Here is a 17,848-nt window from a genome sequence, read left to right on the forward strand (position 1 = left end):
GCTTCCTTTCTGGTCGTGCGTGGTGGTTGAGCACAAACTATAGCGAAACGGATCCGTTTTTCTTGATGCGGGCGAGTATGTTTTTGAGCTTGTTAAAGTCGAGCGGTTTGGACAGATGGGCGTTCATGCCGGCGTCGTGTGCCGCCTTTGGCGTCCTCGGCAAAGGCATTGGCAGTGAGCGCGATGATGGGGATATCGGCTGCATCGACCTTCTCGCTCAGGCGAATCGCGCGGGTTGCCTCGTAACCGTCCATGTCCGGCATCATAATGTCCATCAGGATCGCATCGAAGCTGCCGGCGGGATGAGACAGGTACAGATCGACGACTTCGTTGCCGTTGACGGCGCGGGTGACCACGACGCCCTCGGATTCTAGCAGCGTCTGGGCAATCTCGGCATTCAATTCGTTGTCTTCGGCGAGCAGCACGTTCATGTCGGCGAGCGAGCAGTCGAGCGCCCTCTCGACCGTATTCGCCCGCGCCCGGGGGTTCTTGTCGATATCGAGCGGAATTTCCACGTAGAACGTGGTGCCCACATGGAGTTCGCTGCTGACTTCGATGGTGCCGCCCATCAGTTCAATAAGCGACTTGACGATTGGCATGCCCATGCCGGTTCCTTGGAACTTGCTGCGCGCATCGTCACCTTCTTGGGCAAACGGCTCATAGATATGCTTTAAAAACTCGGGAGCCATGCCAATGCCGGTATCCGAAACGCTAAAGCAAAAGAGCGCGCGCCCGTTATCGAGTGGCTTGGTCTTTGAACTAAAGGTGACGGAGCCGCCGTGCTTGTTGTACTTAATGCTGTTGTCTAACAGGTTGATCATGATCTGTCGGATATGGGTGGGACTGCCGATCATGTATGGCCCCGTGGCGTACGGCAGACTATTGTCCTGCATTGTGATGCCGTTACTGGACGCGCGGAGCTTGCACAGCACCAGCGTATCGTCACAAAGCTCTTTGAGGTTAAAAGGCGCATGTTCCAGTGTTAGCTTGCGGTCTTCGATTTTTCCCATCTCGAGGATGTCGTTGATCAGCGAGAGCAGGTGATTGGCGGCAACGCGCGCCTTGGCACGGCTCTCGCGGGCGACTTGCATATCGCCTTCCTTCAATTCTTCAATTTCGATAAGGCCCAGGATACCGTTGAGCGGCGTACGGATGTCGTGGCTCATGCGCGTGAGGAATGCCGTCTTAGCGGCGTTGGCAGCATCGGCTTTTTTGCGCTCGGTTCGAGCGCGCACGAGCGCCCAGATGAGCAGGACGATGCCGACCGACAACATACCGATGAGGGTAGCTGCAATGGCGGTGCGGTTGCGATAAAGGAATTGAAGCGTGTTGGATTCCTGGGCCGTGTACGACGTGGAGGAGTAATTACTTGCGGAGAGCGATTCTCCGGCATTGATGATGCCCTTGTTGATGATTCCCAGCAGTTCGGGCTTGCCGCGCGACATCAAGCACGCGAGGTCACAGGTGTCAGGGAGCTCGACCGTCTCGCAGTCCTCGAGATCATAACGGTCACCGATGGTTTTTACGCGTGAACTGGGAGCGACGATGCAGCGCGCCGTTCCCTTCCTGAGGGCGTCGAACGCTTCATCGTCGGATTGGTATTCGGTTACGGTCGCTGTGGGGAATAGACTTTCAAGTGCATTTTTGTTGACAAACGATGATTTGGTACAGGCGATGTTCTGAAGGTCTTTTTTCAGGTTACTGCCGGTGTGGATGGCGGTGAGGGACATGGTCCCCAACGATACCGACTGCATAACGCCTGATTGCTCGGCAAACCAGTAATCTCGGTATGCCGGCAGCGCAACGTCTATGCTTCCCTCTGACAGGGCCTTTGACATCATCTTGTAGCTATCAAAGGCGACGGTTTTGACCGTAATGCCAAATTTATCGTGTAGCGTCGTCGCAAGCGATGCGAGCGAGCCTTCCATTTTGCCGTCTTCGTCTTCGTTGCAGTAGGGGAGTTTGCCCGTAATGTAGCCGAGCGTGATGGTGTTGTTGTTTGCTTTGAGCCAGGAACATTCGGGGCTGTTGAGCGATGATGAACCGCTGTTTTGGGCCGAGTAGTGAGATTTGACTTCGTCGTTATAGCGTGGGTTGACGCGGGCGATTGCTGTCATGGCGGCATTGATGTCGTCCATCAGGTCGGGGCGGCTTTTGGGGACGGCAAAATAGTAGTCGCTCGACCCAATGTAGAACATGGGGGAGGCACTGGGCGACGAGGTCGTGTCGTTCATGATGACGGCATCGACCTCGCCGTTTGCCAGCGCATCAAAGAGAACGGAGTTTCCGTCATACTCCTTGTATGTGCAGGCGATTCCTTCGTTGGCGAGCCATTGCTGGCCAACGAAGGTTTGCATAACGCCGGGGTTGCAGCCGATGGTAAGGCCTTGGAGCGCTCGGGGGTCACCCTTGGCCAGATCGTCGCGCTCGGGCCTGGCATAGATGTAGTAGCGCTCGGTGCCCTCGGGGTTCGATGAGAAGAGCAGTTTTTGGGCGCGTTCTTCGGAGTAGGAGATGTTTGGCATGAGGTCAATCTCGCCGGCTTCGAGCTTCTCCATAAGCTCGGTGAAGGTGCCGGAGACGTATTCGTACTGCCAGCCGGGTGTGTAGTACGAGAGGGTCTGGAGGTACTCGTAGCCCCATCCCGAGAGACGCTCGCCGGGGGTGCCGTCCTGGAAGCCCTCGTTGTTGACGAGCCAACCAACGCGGACCGTTTTGACCTGCTGATCGGTATTGGCGGCATAGGCGGGGGCGGGCATGATGGTGCTCAGTATGGCGAGTGCGGCAAGCGCGACGGCCAAGGTGCGATATATAACTGAACGAAGGACAGCGGAAGCTCTCACATGCAATCCTAACGAATCGAGACATTACCGCATAAGGATACCAGCTCAGCCTGCCCAGTCGGCAGCTGCACCGCTAAACGGTCCCGCCCGGCAGTTGGGGACAGTCCCTTTCTGCCGGCGCAAAAGGAACGTCCCTAGCTGCCGGTTGTGGGACAATACCGGGCGAACGTGATTGGGCGTCTGGGAAAAGGGGTCGCGATGAACAAGTTGAGGACGCTTGCCGATGTGCTGCGACAGGCTGGCTTTGCGCACATCACGGGTCTGTTTCTTATCTTTTACCTGCTGTGCTCGACGGCTGTCTGGCTGTCCGAGCCTACGACCCTCACCTTTGGCGATGGGCTTTGGTTTAGCTTCGAGACTGTCTCGACCATCGGCTTTGGCGACATTCCGGCCGAAACACCGGTTGCCCGCGCTATTACCGTCATTCTGAGCGTTATTAGCATCTTCTACATCGCCATGCTCACGGGCGTGGCGGTGAACTACTGCAATACGCTCATCAAGATGCGTCAAAAGGACACCATGGCGCGCTTTATGGACGATCTTGAGCATTTGGAAGAGCTCGATCGCGACGAGCTTGCCGATCTTTCGCGTCGCGTGCGCGAGTATCGTCGACGCCAGCGCTAGAACGGGCGCCGTGCGTCACGATGAGGGGGACTGAATATGAATATCACCGTGTATCTGGGTGCCAGTGTCGGTAACGACCCAGCATTTCTGTCTGCGGTACAGGAGCTGGGCAACTGGATTGGCGCCAACGGCCACGCGCTGGTATACGGCGGGTCCAAGTCGGGACTGATGGGCGCGCTCGCCGATAGCGTGCTCGAGGCAGGCGGACACGTGACGGGTGTTGAGCCGAGCTTTTTTATCGAGGCCGAGTTTCAACATGACGGTATCGACGATCTTATCGTGACGGGTGATATGGCCGAGCGCAAGGCCAAGATGATCGAGCTCGGCGATGCATTCATTGCCTTTCCGGGCGGTACGGGCACGCTCGAGGAGATTGCCGAGGTCATGTCCGCGGTGTCGTTGGGGCACCTGAGTGCTCCGTGCATCCTGTATAACCTGGATGGGTACTACAACGACCTTAAGGCGCTGCTCGGGCACATGATTGATAAGGGGCTTTCGAGCCCGAGGCGCCAGCAAGGCATCTACTTTGCCGACGATTTGCGCGAGATTGCCTCGATTATCAACGGATGAGTCTTGAGCCTGCCCCACTACGACTCCCAATGGTGCCGTTTGCGGCGCAGATGGTTGGCTCGTTCGGGCAACGCTCGCTCTACAATAAAACGTATCTATGTCGACTTTGACCGCGGGAGGACCCGATGGATAACCGTGCCAAGCCCACAAACCGCGCGCTGTTTTTAGTTAGCGTTGCTGTGACCGGTGCGTTCGCAGGTGCCGCGGTCTGGCTGTTCTTCTTTGCGATGGAGCACGGTATCGACTATCTATGGACCGAGATTCCGCACGCGCTGGGCGTCGCTTCGCCCGAGCTCGCGAGCGGCCCGTTCGGTTTTTTGCCGTACCCGTTTTTTGTCTGCCTGCTGGGCGGCCTGCTGATTGGCCTGTACGAAAAGATGACAGGCACCAAGACCGATGACCTTAACCAAGTGATGGCCAAGGTAAAGCGCGATGGACGCTACCCGTACGACAACCTGGGCAAACTGTCGCTTGCCGCGCTGCTGCCGCTGCTGTTTGGCGGCAGTATTGGACCGGAGGCCGGCCTGACCGGCGTCATTGCGGGGCTGTGCAGCTGGGTCGGCGACCGCATGCGCCGTTTTGGAGCCGAGTTTAGGGAGCTCACGCTGTTGGGTACCCAGGCCGCCCTGACGGCGCTCTTTACCGCGCCCGTGTTTGGCTTTGTGGCGCCGCTTGCCGGAAGCGCTGACGGCCAGGGTGCCGGCGATGGCGATGATTCCGAATCCGGTGAGATAACCATCAGGCTGCCCAAGGCGCAAAAGACCGTGGTTTACGGCATCGCGATTGCCGGCGGCCTGGGCACCTACCTGCTGCTCGGACAGCTCATGGGCGGCGGCATGGGCATGCCGAGGTTCGAGGCTGCCGTGGTGGGCAACCTGGAGCTTACCTGGCTCATTCCCCTGTCGTTGATCGGAACAGTCTGCGGCTGGCTATACTTTGTCTCTGAGCACGCGAGCGAAGCGCTTGCCCATGCAATAGGGGAGCGTCCTGTCGTCAAGGCGATGCTGGCTGGTTTGGCGCTCGCGATCTGCGGCACGGTCCTGCCCTACACCATGTTTGCCGGCGAGACACAAGCCGATGTGCTCATGGAAACCTACCTGACCATTCCCGCTGGCGTGCTTATCGCGATCGGTCTTGTCAAGGCCATGTTGACGCCTGCCCTCATCAACCTTGGCTGGCGTGGCGGCCACTTCTTCCCGGTTATCTTCTCGGGTGTGAGCCTGGGCTACGGCCTTGCCATCCTCACCGGCGCCGATCCGGTCTTTTGCGTCGCCGTTTGCACCGCCTCGACAATGGGCGCCGTCATGCGTCAACCCGTCATGGTCGTGGGCCTGCTGCTCATGTGCTTCCCACTCAAGGGTATCGTCTGCATGATCATCGCGGCCGCCATCGCCGCTGGCATTCCGCTGCCCAAGCCGCTGCGCAAGTAACGTGGTGGTGCGCGGCCAATACAGGCATCCCAGGCCCGGCGTGAGAATGTGGCGTCTGCTGGGCTGCTGTTCCAACAGTCATGAAGAAAGAATCCGCGCGAGATACCGAGCGAATCAAAGAACGCGCGGCTTTCCTGTGGGTCGCTCTACAGATTGACAGCGTACGAGTCCAACCCGTATTCGCGGGCAAGCAGGACACTGGTAATACCGGTACCCGACCCAAGGTCGTAGACGCGGACGCCGCAGGGGACAGGCGCATCGCGAAGCAGCTCTTCGGATCGCGTCGGGAAAGTTGGCGTAAGAATCCCTTCGGGAGGGCGGCCCACCGCAGAATCACATCGCCATCCTACGCCGTCTCTAGCATGTCCGCAAGCTCCAGGCTCGACATGATGGTGCGTTCCACGACCAGCCTCAGCTCCTCGTCGGACCTCGGCTCGGCGGCGGCCGCGCCGCCCGCGTGCAGCTACGCCATCTTGGCCTCGGAGAAGTAGCGCGCATGCGACCACTCCTCGTCCTCGTCGCACATCACCGCCCCGGCCAGGCGCTCGAGCGACTCGACCGAGGGGAAGGTCTCCGCGACCCTGGCGACCTTGCGGGTGCTGGCGCCGGTGGCGTACATCACCGCCATCGCGGCCACGAACGCCCGGTCAACCCGCTGGTAGCGCTCGACAATGTCGTCGGGGAAGAAGCTGCCAGTCCGCAGCTTGGGATGCGCATGGTGATCGTGCCCGCACAGGTCTCCAGCCTCCGCTCGTGGTAGCCGTTGCGGCTGTTCGTCCCTCCAGCGCACAGCTGGTCGACCACCGCGTCAACGATCTGGTTGACGAGGACTTCGGCGAGCGCGCGCACGAGCTCATGGAGGTTCACCATCCCGTCGTCGAAGCGGGGCGAACCCTCGGCGCCGGGGCCTCGATCTGGTTTACACTCTGCATCGCGGTCATTTCCTTGCATCGAATCCGTTTGTCGCAGCTACAGATTCTAAGGCGGTGGCCGCTCCTTTGCTTCAGGCCCTTACACCGACATTTCCGACATGATCGACATTTTCGAATGACTTTGGATGAAATCAATGGAACGGCAGCTTGAGATTGCCTCTAGCTTGCGGCTACTAGACTGCAATGGCGACGAGATTCCGGATATTGGAAAGGCGTTTTGCTGAACAAGAGGGTTCGGCGAGCCGTACATTGATAGGCGGTTAAGGATTGAGAGCGACGGTCTCTGTTCGATATTCACGTTCGACGACGCTGGCGGTCTGGGAGAGGCGATTGAAGGGGGGGGTCTTGCGCGAGGACTTGGAAACCAAGCATTCGACCTGTATGGACTTCAGCGACGAGTCTTGTTTGGCGCGGTTGAAGGTTGAGGTGTTATCCATGCTGAAGGGGATACGCATTGGACGAGCGGCTCCTTTTGTCCGATAAGCTGATGCGAGTTTCCCGAACTCTTGCTGAATTGCCCGGGTGAACTTGCAGCTGGCCAGATGTTGTCATCGTTGTTTCCGCAAAGCTATTGCTCAATAACATCAAACCGTAATAAAATAGAAAGAGACCATTAAAAGAATTAAAGGAATCTGATACCTAAGGAGGAAAAATGATTTTCACTAACGATGCTAGTTCGTATACCTATTGCTCTGTAATCGGTTGGGGAAACGTTTGCTTTAAGATTGGGTTCTAATGGCCGGCAGCCAATCATGGCGCGCCATCAAGGTGAAACTGGATAGATATCAAATGGACACTGCTTCGAATGCGGCGAACCGATACATGACGAACGATGAGGAGAAAATCTACCAATCTCTGGGGCGCCTAAAATCCGTGAGCCGAGTCGCGGGCCGATTGCTTAGAGTTCTATTTTATATTTATATAGTTGCTATCTTGGTGATTTGTGCGGCGATGTTCTTGTGGATTGTCTCTTTGGATTATTCAATCGGGGATATCCTGTCAACAATCCAGCGGTTTTTGCCCAATTTGATTATGGTCGCTATTGTAACGCTTCTGTTTCGACTGTTCATACGTGTGTTTGAGGATATGTCACGAGGTGAGTCTCCTTTCTCGGACATACAGTCTTTACGATGGAAGACAGTTGGTTGGCTGCTTTTGGGTAAAATGCTATTTGAGCTAATGATCTCATTTGCTCCCTTTTCTATTGAGTCCGTTGGAGACATGTTTGTCGGGCTGTCCGTTCAACCCATTATTGTGAATGTTGATGTGGCTTCTGTGCTTTGGGCGATTGTCTCGTTTTGCCTATCATATGTTTTTAAGTATGGAGCCTTGCTTCAGAGGCTATCCGATGAAACGCTCTGAGGTGCCTTATGGCGATTATTTTTAATCTGGATAAGATGTTAGCCTCCCGTAAAATGCAATCGAACGATCTTGCTGATGAGTTTGGCTGCAGCGTCCAGACGATTTCCAAACTTAAAAACGGCAAGGTAAGGGCATTGAGGATCGAGACGCTTAATCGGCTTTGCGAGATATTCGACTGCCAGCCCGGAGACCTAATTGAATATATGAGCGCGGAAGAGGCACGTAAGAATTTCGGAGAGAAATTCATGGAAGATTACCTGGCGTTCTATCGTGAACAAAGCGCAGACTAGAGTGGATAAACAACATATTAGCCGAATCAATTGCCTCGAGAAATTTACTTTAAATTGAGAAAGTGGCCCCCCATTTATGTACCGTTAATATCCGGTTCAGTATTAACGGTGCCGAAAAGACCTTATAGGATAAATATCGTGTTTGACATGGGGCTGTTAACGCGGGCAGAGTTGTGGACATTTTGATATCAACATCGCATTGCCAACGCGATTCGTGGCTTGTCGCGCGTGAACCAGCTGAGAGCTTGCGTAATGCGACCCGAACGGAGCCGCGGTATTCAGATATCAGGCTCGGACATGAGCTCGGCGACACCCGCGCCGATCCAGGCTTTTTGGTGGAAGAGTTTTTGTTTGAGCGGTCGAAGAACCCTTCGGAGTAGCCCTTGTTGCCAGTGCGGCCTGCGGGACATGCAGCGCACACCCCGAACTTCAATGCCTGTTTATCCATCGCAGTGTTGAGCAGTCCCTCCAGCAGCGGCTTTACCGCGACGCTGATGTCGATCGTTCCGTCCTCACGGTTCCGACGTCGGAGAGTGCCTTTTCGCGTGTGGTTTTCATAACTGCCGTTTCTTTCTCAAGAGCCATTCGTTGCGAGTTCTTTGAGGCTCTGAAGAAAGCATATGCAAGCTGGGGGCAGGTCGACCCTCAACTCGCAATGCCTAGCCGAGTTTGACATATTTCACCTCAGCACCGTGGATGGGGCGGAGCCTGTTACCCATAAGTCGTCCAGCACAGCCTTGAACGGGATGCTTCCCCATTGCCGCGTAGTGGGTGGCCCCTTCGTCGGTGTTCGATGCGCTCACCCCATGGTCCGGGTCTCTGAGCCGGATTCTGCCTGGGAAACAAGCGAGAGGAAGTTTGTCCCGTCTGGTTGGCCATCATAGTCCTCAAAGCGCCGGCGAGCCCGACAGTCTCCGAAGACGGCATGTTCTCGGCTAGCGCGCAGAGAGCAAGCTCAACCGCCTCATGTCGTACGCGCATACTTACCGTCTGGAGCGGTCCCGCCGGACCAAATTCGTCCTCAGTGAATTACATACCGAAAACACACCGAAGCATTCAGAGATGGCCGGCTATCAAGCGGTATATGATTCTCGGAATGCCGGCGCACGCTTCCTTGCGGCCTGCGTTTTCGGCTGGAGCGGTATGGCGTTGTTCACTATGGCGTAGTGTACTGTACCGCCGAGCTTATTGATCCTGATGCGGGGTCGTCCGACCTCGTCGCGCCTGTCGCGCTTGGATAGTGACAGGATGTTCGTGTATGAGACGTAGGCCTGTAGCTGCATCGAGCCTGAGTCAAGAATGAATCCGATCAGCTTCCCTGCCTCCGAGTTGACCTCCGCCTCCATGTTTTCTAATCGCTCCTGCGTGCCCAAAGGGTACTTCTATAGCTCTATCGATCGATTTCCAGGAGTTGACGCATCGAAAAGCCGCATAATGACGCCGGGTGTTTCCGCGTGGCATCCCTAGGTCGTCGAGGGACGGGGCATAAGGTAGTCCGTGCGCGCTCGATGGGCTGTTGCTTGGAACGTGTGGCAATCCTACGCCGCCGTGGCGTCGGGGGTTACCGCTGCATCGTCGGCTTCGCTGTGATTCGGACTGCAATGGGTTTGTGCCTCGGCGTAATACGGCGGCATGCGAACCAAGTCGGTGGGATATTGCCAGGTACGTCAGTGCACTGCGGCCGGGAAGGAGATGGCTGTCCAGCCGGAAGGGGTCGACTGCTGCGCCCGCTCAGGCCGCGTTCGGTGATCGGGCGATACTTCGAGTCGTCGTCGCGTTCGGAGTTCGAAGGGCAGCACGCACGGCACGCAGATTCCTCTTCAAGGGATACGTCATCTCAATTTCCATCCCACCAAGAGAGCGGCTTGGAGCTGAGCGCTCCTACGATGCAGGTGAGCTCATTAGCGAGCTCCTGGAAGATCGGAAGTTCGCACGGCTCGCTTGGGTCGTCCGTTTTCGCCGCTTGGTCTTTCGGCCTGCAGGGCTCAGGCCCGGGTAGAGAGAATCGTGTAGCCGTGGTGCTCCGCAGTCTCTAGGCAGCAGCGGTTTGTCCATCGGGCCCCTTGCGTTTCCGCTGACTACGGTGATTCAGTTGTCCGGGACGATGGTACACGGGGAGCACATGTCTTTTTCGAAGGTACGGTCGCCCGCCGCGATCCGGGAATGTGCCTCCATGTCGGGGAGACTCTTGGCGCATATCCATCTCGAACGGGGGAGGGCGATGGACAAGTGCGCCGGTGGCCTCACTCCGAGACGGGGGCGTGGACCGAGGCGGCGACGTCGGCTCAGGCCGGACGCGTTCAATCCTTACGGACGGGTTGTGGGTGGGGTATAGGCGTTGACCTCGCGGGAGAATGCCGAATGTCTGCAGGGGTGCTTCCCACCGGGGATCTCGAGGCAGTGTGCTCGATGCGGAACAAGCGGTATATTCGGGATTCCTCCAAGTCGGCCACAGGAGCGCGCGAATGGTCGGACCCGAGATGCTCTTCACACACCTGAAAAGGACGTCGATGAAGAGCCTCAAGAGATTGGCACCCAGTATCAGAAAAAGGCGGTCAGCGTCGACGTTTTCCTCGTAAGTGCGCTTCGTAAGATGGTCTTGAGGCCCTGTCGTCGACGCCTCGGTACCGTTTCAGCCCCTTTTTTTGCGAGCTTGTGTACGATGTTCCTCCTTGCGGACATATGGGCCCTTTCGACGCGAGGTGTCTCTCATGGAAAATGAAACCAGACACGGTTCGAGGGCGATGTTGTATTCGGGGAGCGGGCGTACCACTTGTTCGAAGTATCGATGCAGACTATTGCAAGCATACGATCCGGTGGCTATCACGTTCTAGGCAGGAAGCTGTTTTGATTCATAAAGCAAAGCCATAAGAAATCGAGAAATTCTTAAACAAATAGTTTAACTTTTGGTCTATTATCTATATCTGTAAGAAGTCTTCGAATGCCGTGCAGTAAAGTCCGGAGAGGGAGGGGTTGGAGTTGGATAATAAGAAGTCAGCATTACCGTATAAAAATCTGACTGAGTATAGATTCAAACATGTGTTCCCAAGCTCTCCGTTTTATGAAAAGACGAGTTTCAAGGTAGGACGAGAGTATCGAGTTGATTTGCCGGAAAGCTGGTCAACAACGGAGGATGATACTTGGAGATACTGTTTCCCCGATCGCTATGAGCTTCCTTTGCAAGGATGGAAGATACACATTAGCGTTCGTCCGGGAATGGAAGATTTCGTCTTGGATAACATATCCAACTTCTTGCTCGAAAAGGGTGTCCCATTTAAATTTAGAGCGACTACAACTGCTTTCTATCAATCGAATATGAAGTACGCAGATCGATCGGGATCCGGTAAATTTATTACTGTGTATCCTAGAGACGATGAGCAGTTTTGCTATCTGCTAGATAGCCTCAATGAATTGACCGAGAACGTTGAGGGCCCGTATATTCTTTCCGATACAAAATATGGAAACGGCTCAGTGTATTTTCGCTATGGTGGCTTTTACTATCGCAAGCAAGTGCTTGAAGGTGGCAAGAATGTCATGGTGATTGCCACTCCAGATGGAAACACGATTGAGGACAAGCGGGTACCGTTTTTCGTTCTCCCGGATTTCGTAAAAGTACCGCAAAAAATCGAAGCAGAAGTTTTCGAGAGATTGAATCCCGATGCTGACTCTCTAGCAAGAGAACTCGCGCCGTATTCGATTCTCGATAGCCTTCATTTCAGCAATGGTGGAGGGGTATATCTCGGAAGGAATGAGGCAACCGGCAAAAGCGTGGTTTTGAAGGAAGCACGTCCCTTTGCTGGTTACACGGGTGAGGAAGACGCCATTGCCAGGCTGCGGAGAGAAAAGGAGGCATTGATACAATTACAGGGCATTGGCGGTATTCCCGAGTACCTTGGATATAAGGTGATCGATGGGCATGAATTTCTGATTGAGGAATTCGTCGAAGGAGTATCGCTCCAAACATGGCTTGCGTCTAATTATCCATTTTCCCTCGAAATGGCTCTTGTTGAAAAGTTTGAAAAAAGAGCTCTGCGAATCGCGAGGGCCATCATCAGGCTCGTAAACGAGGTCCATTCTCGGGGCATAGCGATAATGGACATAAATCTGAAGAACTTCATTGTTGGGCCTGATGAAAGCGTTTCGGTAATCGATTTCGAAGGAGTCCGACACGTTGAGGGCGATGATTCGGGCGTTCTGGGTACTCCAGGATTCATTCCCTACGAGAGGTGTGGTAATGCTGATCGCGACGCATTCGCTCTCACAAATTTGCTGTTTTATATCTTCTGGCCCTCTTGGTCCACGGCATTCAGTCCTAGAGCGCTGGAGACAAGCCTTGTTCACGTGGAGAGTCTATTCTCTGAAGAGACGATGAATCTGCTGTCAGACGCCAGGGCCAATGTACCTTCGAGCTTGCTACGAGACAGATTTGACTATTCCCCGTATGTGGCAACTGATATTAATTGCGGTGAGCTGATAAATCGGCTTGCCGCGGGCATCAGAATGTCATCGCAGATGTTGATTGAATCCGGGGATGAAAGAAGATATCCGGGCGATGCTTCGCAATTCTTGCATGACGACTCCGGTTCACTGGACATCGAGACTGGAGCAGCAGGAATAATGCTAATGATGTCTCGTGCAGGAATGAACGTTCAAGAAGATGTGGAATGGATAAAGAGGAAGCTCGATGCAGGAACGTCTATTGGATTTCACGGCCTCTTGCGTGGGGTGTCAGGAATCGCAAGTGCATTGTCACAATCTGGGTATACGCGGGAGGCGCTTGCGCTTGTGCCGTCTGAACTGCCCGCTATCAACCGACATGACCTTTCGATTCGAACCGGCCTTTCCGGGACAATTCTTGCGCTCTGCCAGCTTGAAGAAGACACCGAAGAGCCACGACTATCTCGCCTCATTGAATCTGCGGCAGAACAGCTGAAGACGGCGATCCAGTCTCATGAATGTTTGGTGAGCCCAGGCTCGGAAACCGGAAATGCTGTGGGCCTATTTGATGGCTGGTCAGGGGCTGCCATTGCGTGCAAGCGTTTGATGGAGTATTTTCACGGCAGCTCAGACTGGTTAGCAATGATGCAAGATTGCCTTAAATTCGAGATGGACCTTCTGAGCTTCGGGGAAAACGGTTACTTTGTTAATTATGATGGCGTCAACTTCGGCTATCTCTCTGAGGGGACGGCGGGAGTGTTCTTCGCCTTGACGTATTGCACTCCTAACAGCTGGACTGATGAGCTGGAAAAGATGAGTTTGAATATAGAAGAGCCCATCTCGTTAAACGGCGGACTATTTTGTGGGATTTGTGGAAAAGCTGCTGCCCTGCTCTGTTCGCCAAACCCAAAAGATGAGGCGCCCCTTCGGTTGATGATCAGGAACGTCGCGAATGGATTCCTATTTGCGCGCGATGAGGATGAATCCATATTCATGGTTGGGAACGGAGGAGCCTGTTTATCTGCGGATTATTCCACTGGGTCAGCAGGCTTGATCGGATTCCTATTGTCCTTTCAGTCGCGCAGATGCGAATGGTTCCCCGTTCCTCTTCATTAGTTTCGCATTTATGAAAAAAGGAAAGGAGGTTAGAAATGAGTGCATTGCTTCAACTCCAGGCGATGAAGTCGTCCGGCGCTGAGATCGATCCTCGCGGTTCGGGCTTGAGCTTCTTCTGCGATGGCGACAACAGCGCTGCAAGCCTGTGGTGCGGAGGCCACCACTAAGTCCGCGGCCCACAGGGTTTTAATAGACCCTGTGGGCCTCTTACCTACTTGATTTTTTTGAGGGGAGGTGTGGTGCGGGTGAACGCGCTGCTCCAACTTCAGGCAATGACTCCGGCAGAGCCAGATGTCGATCTTTGCGCTTCTGGATGGAGCTGGGGTTGTGATGGAAAGCAGAGCAATCTAAGTTTCTTCTGTGACATCTTCGGATAGTTGCTCATAAGAAATGGAAGGCTTCACGCCTTTCATTTCTTATGAGTTGGGAGCTTGAAGCAATTGGGGGACAAGAATGTGTGAACCGATTGTCGCATACGGAGTTCGCAAAACGTTTGCGCAGAAAGGAGGGAAACCCGTAGAGGTGTTGAAAGGGGTTGACATCCATGTTGGCACTAAAGAAATGGTGGCAATAGTGGGACCGAGTGGTTCCGGAAAGTCAACGCTGCTTCATTGCCTTTCCGGGTTGGAGTCTCCCACAGAAGGGACGATAAAACTTGCAGGTCATGATATCGTGGGCATATCTCCAAATCAACTATCTAAGATTCGCAGGGCGCACGCGGGTTTTATTTTTCAATCGTATAATCTCATTTCATCTTTATCAGCAATAGAGAACGTATCTGTTGCGGCTCGTCTTTCGGGGGCTGCGGTAGCTGAGCAGGATCTGCAACACCTGTTTGCAAAGATGGGGTTAGCTGAAAAGCAAAAACTGAAGCCTGTTCAACTTTCTGGCGGTGAGCAGCAGCGCGTTTCTATAGCCCGTGCGCTTGCGACGAACGCCGATATCATTTTTGCGGATGAGCCAACAGGTGCCCTAGATGCGGAAAACACTCAACATGTCTTGAAAATTCTTCGCAACCTGGTTGATGTCGAAGGACGTTCAGTCCTTTTGGTTACCCATGACTTGGAGGCAGCGGCTCTTGCGGACCGGGTGCTAGTTTTTATTGATGGAACTATCAAACGTGAGATGGACGGTCCTAGCCCTAAAGAAATACTGGCTGCATTTGAGGTGGCCAAATGATTCGCTTGGTATTCGCTGACCTAACGAGCACAAAGGCCGTATGGGGTGGATTGCTTGCAATTGCGGTGGTTTTCGGATATCTCGGCAGCTGGGCAGTTTCGATCGAGTCAACTGCAAGTCAATTCGATAATCTCAAAAACCTCGGTACTGTAGTGGTTCTCTTCTCGTCGATAGCCGCCGTCTCCTTGTTGGTGCCTTTGGCGCAGCAGGCGGTTTCGTTGAAGGCGAAAACTTATGCACTGTGGCAGATTGTTGGAGCCAGCCCTCGGACAATTCGATTGATTGTGTTGATGCAACTGTTCGCGATTGCTATTGTCGGAGCGGCTGGTGGATCGGCGTTGGAAGTGTTATCTTACCCCCTGTTGTTTCCATTGGTTTTTAGCTCATATAATCCTCCGAGCAATATTACCCTTGATCTGGGTTTATTCAACATGCCTGCTGTCTGGTTTGGCGCGGGAATCTTGTTTGTTGTTGGTGGTTGCCGAGCCGCGAGGCGAGCGGCGAATATTCCCCCAGTCACAGTCGTGCGGGAGACCGAGATGCCTACAAAATGGAGGTCTCCCTTAAGGGCCGCAATTGGGTTCCTGCTTGTGGTGGCATTATCTTTATACCTGTGCGACCTTCCGGATCAATTGCGAGAAGGATATTTCGACTATGCGATGATGGTACCGCTTTTTGCGACTAGCATCTTCGCCGTTGCATCTCCTTGGCTGTTAACTGCGGTGTTGAAACTATTAAATAAGGGAGTTTCTGTCAGCAACATTCCAGGTTTTATCGCGGCTCGAAATGCCTTGCATCAGATTGAAATAGCGGGTTCATCGGAAGTGTCCATTATGGTTGGATATGGAATCCTATCCTCTTTTAATGTGATGACCGATGTCTTGACAGGCTACATCAACCGAATTGGATTAACCGGCCTCAATACATCTTTGGATTGGACAAGCTCAATAATACTATTTGGTGGTCCTGTAATACTAAGTTGCACCGGTGCGGCTGTATCCTCCTTTCTTTCTTTTGATAGTCGGAAAAAAGATGCCGCACAATACCTGTCGCTTGGGATTCGGCGCAGCAGCCTCTTGGTAGCCTGCCTCATTGAAGCAGCTGTTCACGTTGTGGCTGCTGCGGCGATTGGAGCAATGCCGGCAATGTTGACCGGCTATCTTATCGGTATTCCAATCGGAATCGCCCCATCATTCTGGAGACCGCTTGTTGGTGGGGGCGTTGTGTTAGGGGCAGGATTCATTCTCGTTGCGCTCTCAATACTCATACAAACGCTGTACGGCGTGAGGCATAGCGAAGGAGTCGGTCTCGTCAACGGGCTGTCGGAATAGTTTGCAATCGGTGAAGATCATGAAGACATTGCTTAAAGTGCTGGGACGAAGTATCTCCCATCATCGGTTCCTATATATTTTATGCCTTTTCCTCGGGGGGATCAGTGAGCTGCTGGTACTAGTTCAACCCCAGCTTGGAGGCAAGCTAATCGAAGGTGTTCAGAGCGGGCAGCTCTCCGGGTCTATTGTTGCTGCATTGGTGTTTATACTCGCTTCCAATGCCCTGGTAACAATGTGCCAGCAACTAGTGCTGGGTAAGATATGTGAAGACTCGGCATATGAGTTGCGCTGTGGGCTTGTTGAACGTTTTTTCAGTCTGCCAATTCTTGAGCAAGAATCTAAGGCTCCGGGATGGTATTCCCAGAGAATAGTAAGCGATGTAGATTTAACTAAAGCATTGCCAGGACAGAGTATCGCGTTGTTCCAAGCGACAATTATTCTGATTGGTTCGACGATAGCTCTATTGTGTATCGAGCCAATCACGTTCTTTGTTGGTGCTTCCTTCGGAGTCCTTTCTCTTGTGTTTGCTGTTATGGCGTCCAGACCCCTCGTAAAACTGAGAGAGGGGATTCAAGATGCGTATACCGGAATAACGGCTGGCGCGCAAGAGAGCATGAGAACAGGCAGAGTGCTCCGTGCATATGGAGCGTGGAATGCTTCGCGTAAGGAGTTGGAGCTCGAAGTTTCTAGGGCACATGAGGATGGGTTGCGACTGTCAGTAATCAACAGTTGCTTGTTTCCAATTGCTTCGATATTGATGCAGCTAGCAAATATTGGAACCATACTGTTCGGCGCCTTTCGTGTGGCAGACGGAGCAATTTCATTCTCCGGTCTCGTCATGTTTTTAATGTATTTTTCGGCGTTTTCCTCATCCGTATCTCAGCTGTCAGGATCGATATCAAGGATGCGCGAAGCGGAAGCGGGGGAGCGTCGTCTCACCGAACTCGAGACAATGAACGTTGAGAGAAGCATTCGATATAATCATCAGATTCCAAATATAATTTCTGGCGCTGCGGAAATACAGTTCAACAACGTAAGCTTTTCCTACGACGGAGAAACAGAATTCGCCTTGAAAGATGCAAGTTTTATCGTTCCCGCAGGGAAAAGAACCGCCATTGTTGGCGCTTCGGGCGGTGGAAAAACAACTTGCCTGGGATTGCTGGAGAAATTCTTCTTTCCAAACTCTGGAGAGATATTGTTAAATGGAATGCCCCTGAATGAAATTGAGACAAGTCGTTTGAGAGCCTCAATCGGCTATGTAGACCAAGATGCAGTTGTCATGAGGGGGACGATACGATCGAATTTGTCTGTCGGACGGGAGGGAATCTCGGATTCCGAGATGGAAAAGGTCCTGGATTTAGTTGGACTAACGCTTCCGCAACCGCGACTCGATTATCAAACGGGGGAAAACGGCTCCGCCTTGTCTGGAGGGCAAAAACAAAGACTGGCCCTGGCTCGATCATTTTTGGGGCTCCCAAACCTGTTAATTATGGATGAGCCGACATCGAGTCTCGACGGGATAGCGGAGCATGAGATAAATGACATCATCCGTAAGGCATTCTCATCAATTACCGTACTCTGTACGGCGCATAGGTTGTCTCAGATTTTGAGTTCTGATTGGATTGTTGTCGTGAATGAAGGTCAAGTTGTCGCGCAAGGTCCGCATGAAATCCTGATGGACACATGCGAGTATTACAGAGAGCTCGTTGCTTCTCAGGCAGCATGAACTGTTGT

14 protein-coding genes are annotated in these 17,848 nt (G+C 53.5%); 10 read left to right on the forward strand and 4 right to left on the reverse strand.

The annotated features are described in order from the left end of the window. Nucleotides 1-92 precede the first annotated feature (92 nt). Nucleotides 93-2,843: an ATP-binding protein gene (locus AB5202_RS00170; RefSeq protein WP_368143442.1), complete on the reverse strand. Its 2,751-nt coding sequence runs from the start codon at nucleotides 2,841-2,843 to the stop codon at nucleotides 93-95. A 198-nt stretch (nucleotides 2,844-3,041) separates the two neighbouring features. Between AB5202_RS00170 and AB5202_RS00175 the strand changes: the two genes are divergently transcribed. The 3 genes from AB5202_RS00175 (at nucleotide 3,042) to AB5202_RS00185 (ending at nucleotide 5,467) form a co-directional block, all read left to right on the forward strand. Next, nucleotides 3,042-3,467, forward strand: coding sequence for a potassium channel family protein (locus AB5202_RS00175; RefSeq protein ID WP_368143440.1), 426 nt, complete (start codon nucleotides 3,042-3,044; stop codon nucleotides 3,465-3,467). Between the two features lie 36 nt (nucleotides 3,468-3,503). After that, nucleotides 3,504-4,037: a TIGR00730 family Rossman fold protein gene (locus AB5202_RS00180; RefSeq protein WP_368143439.1), complete on the forward strand. Its 534-nt coding sequence runs from the start codon at nucleotides 3,504-3,506 to the stop codon at nucleotides 4,035-4,037. 125 nt (nucleotides 4,038-4,162) lie between these two features. After that, nucleotides 4,163-5,467 carry a chloride channel protein gene (locus AB5202_RS00185; RefSeq protein ID WP_346969712.1) on the forward strand — a complete coding sequence of 435 codons (1,305 nt, stop codon included), beginning with the start codon at nucleotides 4,163-4,165 and terminating at the stop codon, nucleotides 5,465-5,467. A 463-nt stretch (nucleotides 5,468-5,930) separates the two neighbouring features. Here the strand turns inward: AB5202_RS00185 and AB5202_RS00190 are convergent, their stop codons facing one another. Both AB5202_RS00190 and AB5202_RS00195 read right to left on the reverse strand, forming a co-directional pair. Further along, nucleotides 5,931-6,257, reverse strand: coding sequence for a transposase (locus AB5202_RS00190; RefSeq protein ID WP_346969711.1), 327 nt, complete (start codon nucleotides 6,255-6,257; stop codon nucleotides 5,931-5,933). A gap of 402 nt (nucleotides 6,258-6,659) precedes the next feature. Then, the gene (locus AB5202_RS00195; protein WP_368143438.1) at nucleotides 6,660-6,854 is read right to left on the reverse strand and encodes a hypothetical protein; all 195 of its coding nucleotides are present in this window, start codon (nucleotides 6,852-6,854) and stop codon (nucleotides 6,660-6,662) included. Nucleotides 6,855-7,134: 280 nt separating this feature from the next. Here AB5202_RS00195 and AB5202_RS00200 point away from each other — a divergent pair, with 280 nt between their 5' ends. Continuing rightward, the gene (locus AB5202_RS00200; protein WP_346970198.1) at nucleotides 7,135-7,761 is read left to right on the forward strand and encodes a hypothetical protein; all 627 of its coding nucleotides are present in this window, start codon (nucleotides 7,135-7,137) and stop codon (nucleotides 7,759-7,761) included. 8 nt (nucleotides 7,762-7,769) lie between these two features. Then, nucleotides 7,770-8,051: a helix-turn-helix domain-containing protein gene (locus AB5202_RS00205; RefSeq protein ID WP_346970200.1), complete on the forward strand. Its 282-nt coding sequence runs from the start codon at nucleotides 7,770-7,772 to the stop codon at nucleotides 8,049-8,051. A gap of 1,073 nt (nucleotides 8,052-9,124) precedes the next feature. Here AB5202_RS00205 and AB5202_RS00210 read toward each other — a convergent pair. Beyond that, complete coding sequence (locus tag AB5202_RS00210; protein ID WP_346970201.1) at nucleotides 9,125-9,397, reverse strand: hypothetical protein; 273 nt, start codon at nucleotides 9,395-9,397, stop codon at nucleotides 9,125-9,127. Nucleotides 9,398-11,030: 1,633 nt separating this feature from the next. Here AB5202_RS00210 and lanKC point away from each other — a divergent pair. From lanKC to AB5202_RS00235, 5 genes are all read left to right on the forward strand, one after another. Then, nucleotides 11,031-13,604, forward strand: a complete 2,574-nt coding sequence (gene lanKC / locus AB5202_RS00215; RefSeq protein WP_368143437.1) for a class III lanthionine synthetase LanKC — start codon at nucleotides 11,031-11,033, stop codon at nucleotides 13,602-13,604. 35 nt (nucleotides 13,605-13,639) lie between these two features. Beyond that, on the forward strand, nucleotides 13,640-13,771 hold the full coding sequence (locus AB5202_RS00220; RefSeq protein ID WP_346969464.1) for a hypothetical protein: 132 nt from the start codon (nucleotides 13,640-13,642) through the stop codon (nucleotides 13,769-13,771). A 286-nt stretch (nucleotides 13,772-14,057) separates the two neighbouring features. Then, complete coding sequence (locus AB5202_RS00225; protein ID WP_346969463.1) at nucleotides 14,058-14,783, forward strand: ABC transporter ATP-binding protein; 726 nt, start codon at nucleotides 14,058-14,060, stop codon at nucleotides 14,781-14,783. Continuing rightward, nucleotides 14,780-16,114: an FtsX-like permease family protein gene (locus tag AB5202_RS00230; protein WP_346969461.1), complete on the forward strand. Its 1,335-nt coding sequence runs from the start codon at nucleotides 14,780-14,782 to the stop codon at nucleotides 16,112-16,114. Before AB5202_RS00225 ends, AB5202_RS00230 begins: the two co-directional genes overlap by 4 nt. A gap of 19 nt (nucleotides 16,115-16,133) precedes the next feature. Further along, nucleotides 16,134-17,840: an ABC transporter ATP-binding protein gene (locus tag AB5202_RS00235; RefSeq protein ID WP_368143436.1), complete on the forward strand. Its 1,707-nt coding sequence runs from the start codon at nucleotides 16,134-16,136 to the stop codon at nucleotides 17,838-17,840. Nucleotides 17,841-17,848: the final 8 nt, after the last annotated feature.

The sequence above is a fragment of the Collinsella aerofaciens genome, from assembly GCF_040915545.1.
GTDB lineage: Bacteria > Actinomycetota > Coriobacteriia > Coriobacteriales > Coriobacteriaceae > Collinsella > Collinsella aerofaciens_BE.

Coding starts and splice junctions, on each gene's coding strand:
- AB5202_RS00195 (WP_368143438.1), bottom strand. CDS start 6,854: ATGCGTATCCCCTTCAGCATGGATAACACCTCAACCTTCAACCGCGCC.
- AB5202_RS00235 (WP_368143436.1), top strand. CDS start 16,134: ATGAAGACATTGCTTAAAGTGCTGGGACGAAGTATCTCCCATCATCGG.
- AB5202_RS00205 (WP_346970200.1), top strand. CDS start 7,770: ATGGCGATTATTTTTAATCTGGATAAGATGTTAGCCTCCCGTAAAATG.
- AB5202_RS00175 (WP_368143440.1), top strand. CDS start 3,042: ATGAACAAGTTGAGGACGCTTGCCGATGTGCTGCGACAGGCTGGCTTT.
- AB5202_RS00200 (WP_346970198.1), top strand. CDS start 7,135: ATGGCCGGCAGCCAATCATGGCGCGCCATCAAGGTGAAACTGGATAGA.
- AB5202_RS00185 (WP_346969712.1), top strand. CDS start 4,163: ATGGATAACCGTGCCAAGCCCACAAACCGCGCGCTGTTTTTAGTTAGC.
- AB5202_RS00180 (WP_368143439.1), top strand. CDS start 3,504: ATGAATATCACCGTGTATCTGGGTGCCAGTGTCGGTAACGACCCAGCA.
- AB5202_RS00210 (WP_346970201.1), bottom strand. CDS start 9,397: ATGGAGGCGGAGGTCAACTCGGAGGCAGGGAAGCTGATCGGATTCATT.
- AB5202_RS00230 (WP_346969461.1), top strand. CDS start 14,780: ATGATTCGCTTGGTATTCGCTGACCTAACGAGCACAAAGGCCGTATGG.
- AB5202_RS00220 (WP_346969464.1), top strand. CDS start 13,640: ATGAGTGCATTGCTTCAACTCCAGGCGATGAAGTCGTCCGGCGCTGAG.
- AB5202_RS00225 (WP_346969463.1), top strand. CDS start 14,058: ATGTGTGAACCGATTGTCGCATACGGAGTTCGCAAAACGTTTGCGCAG.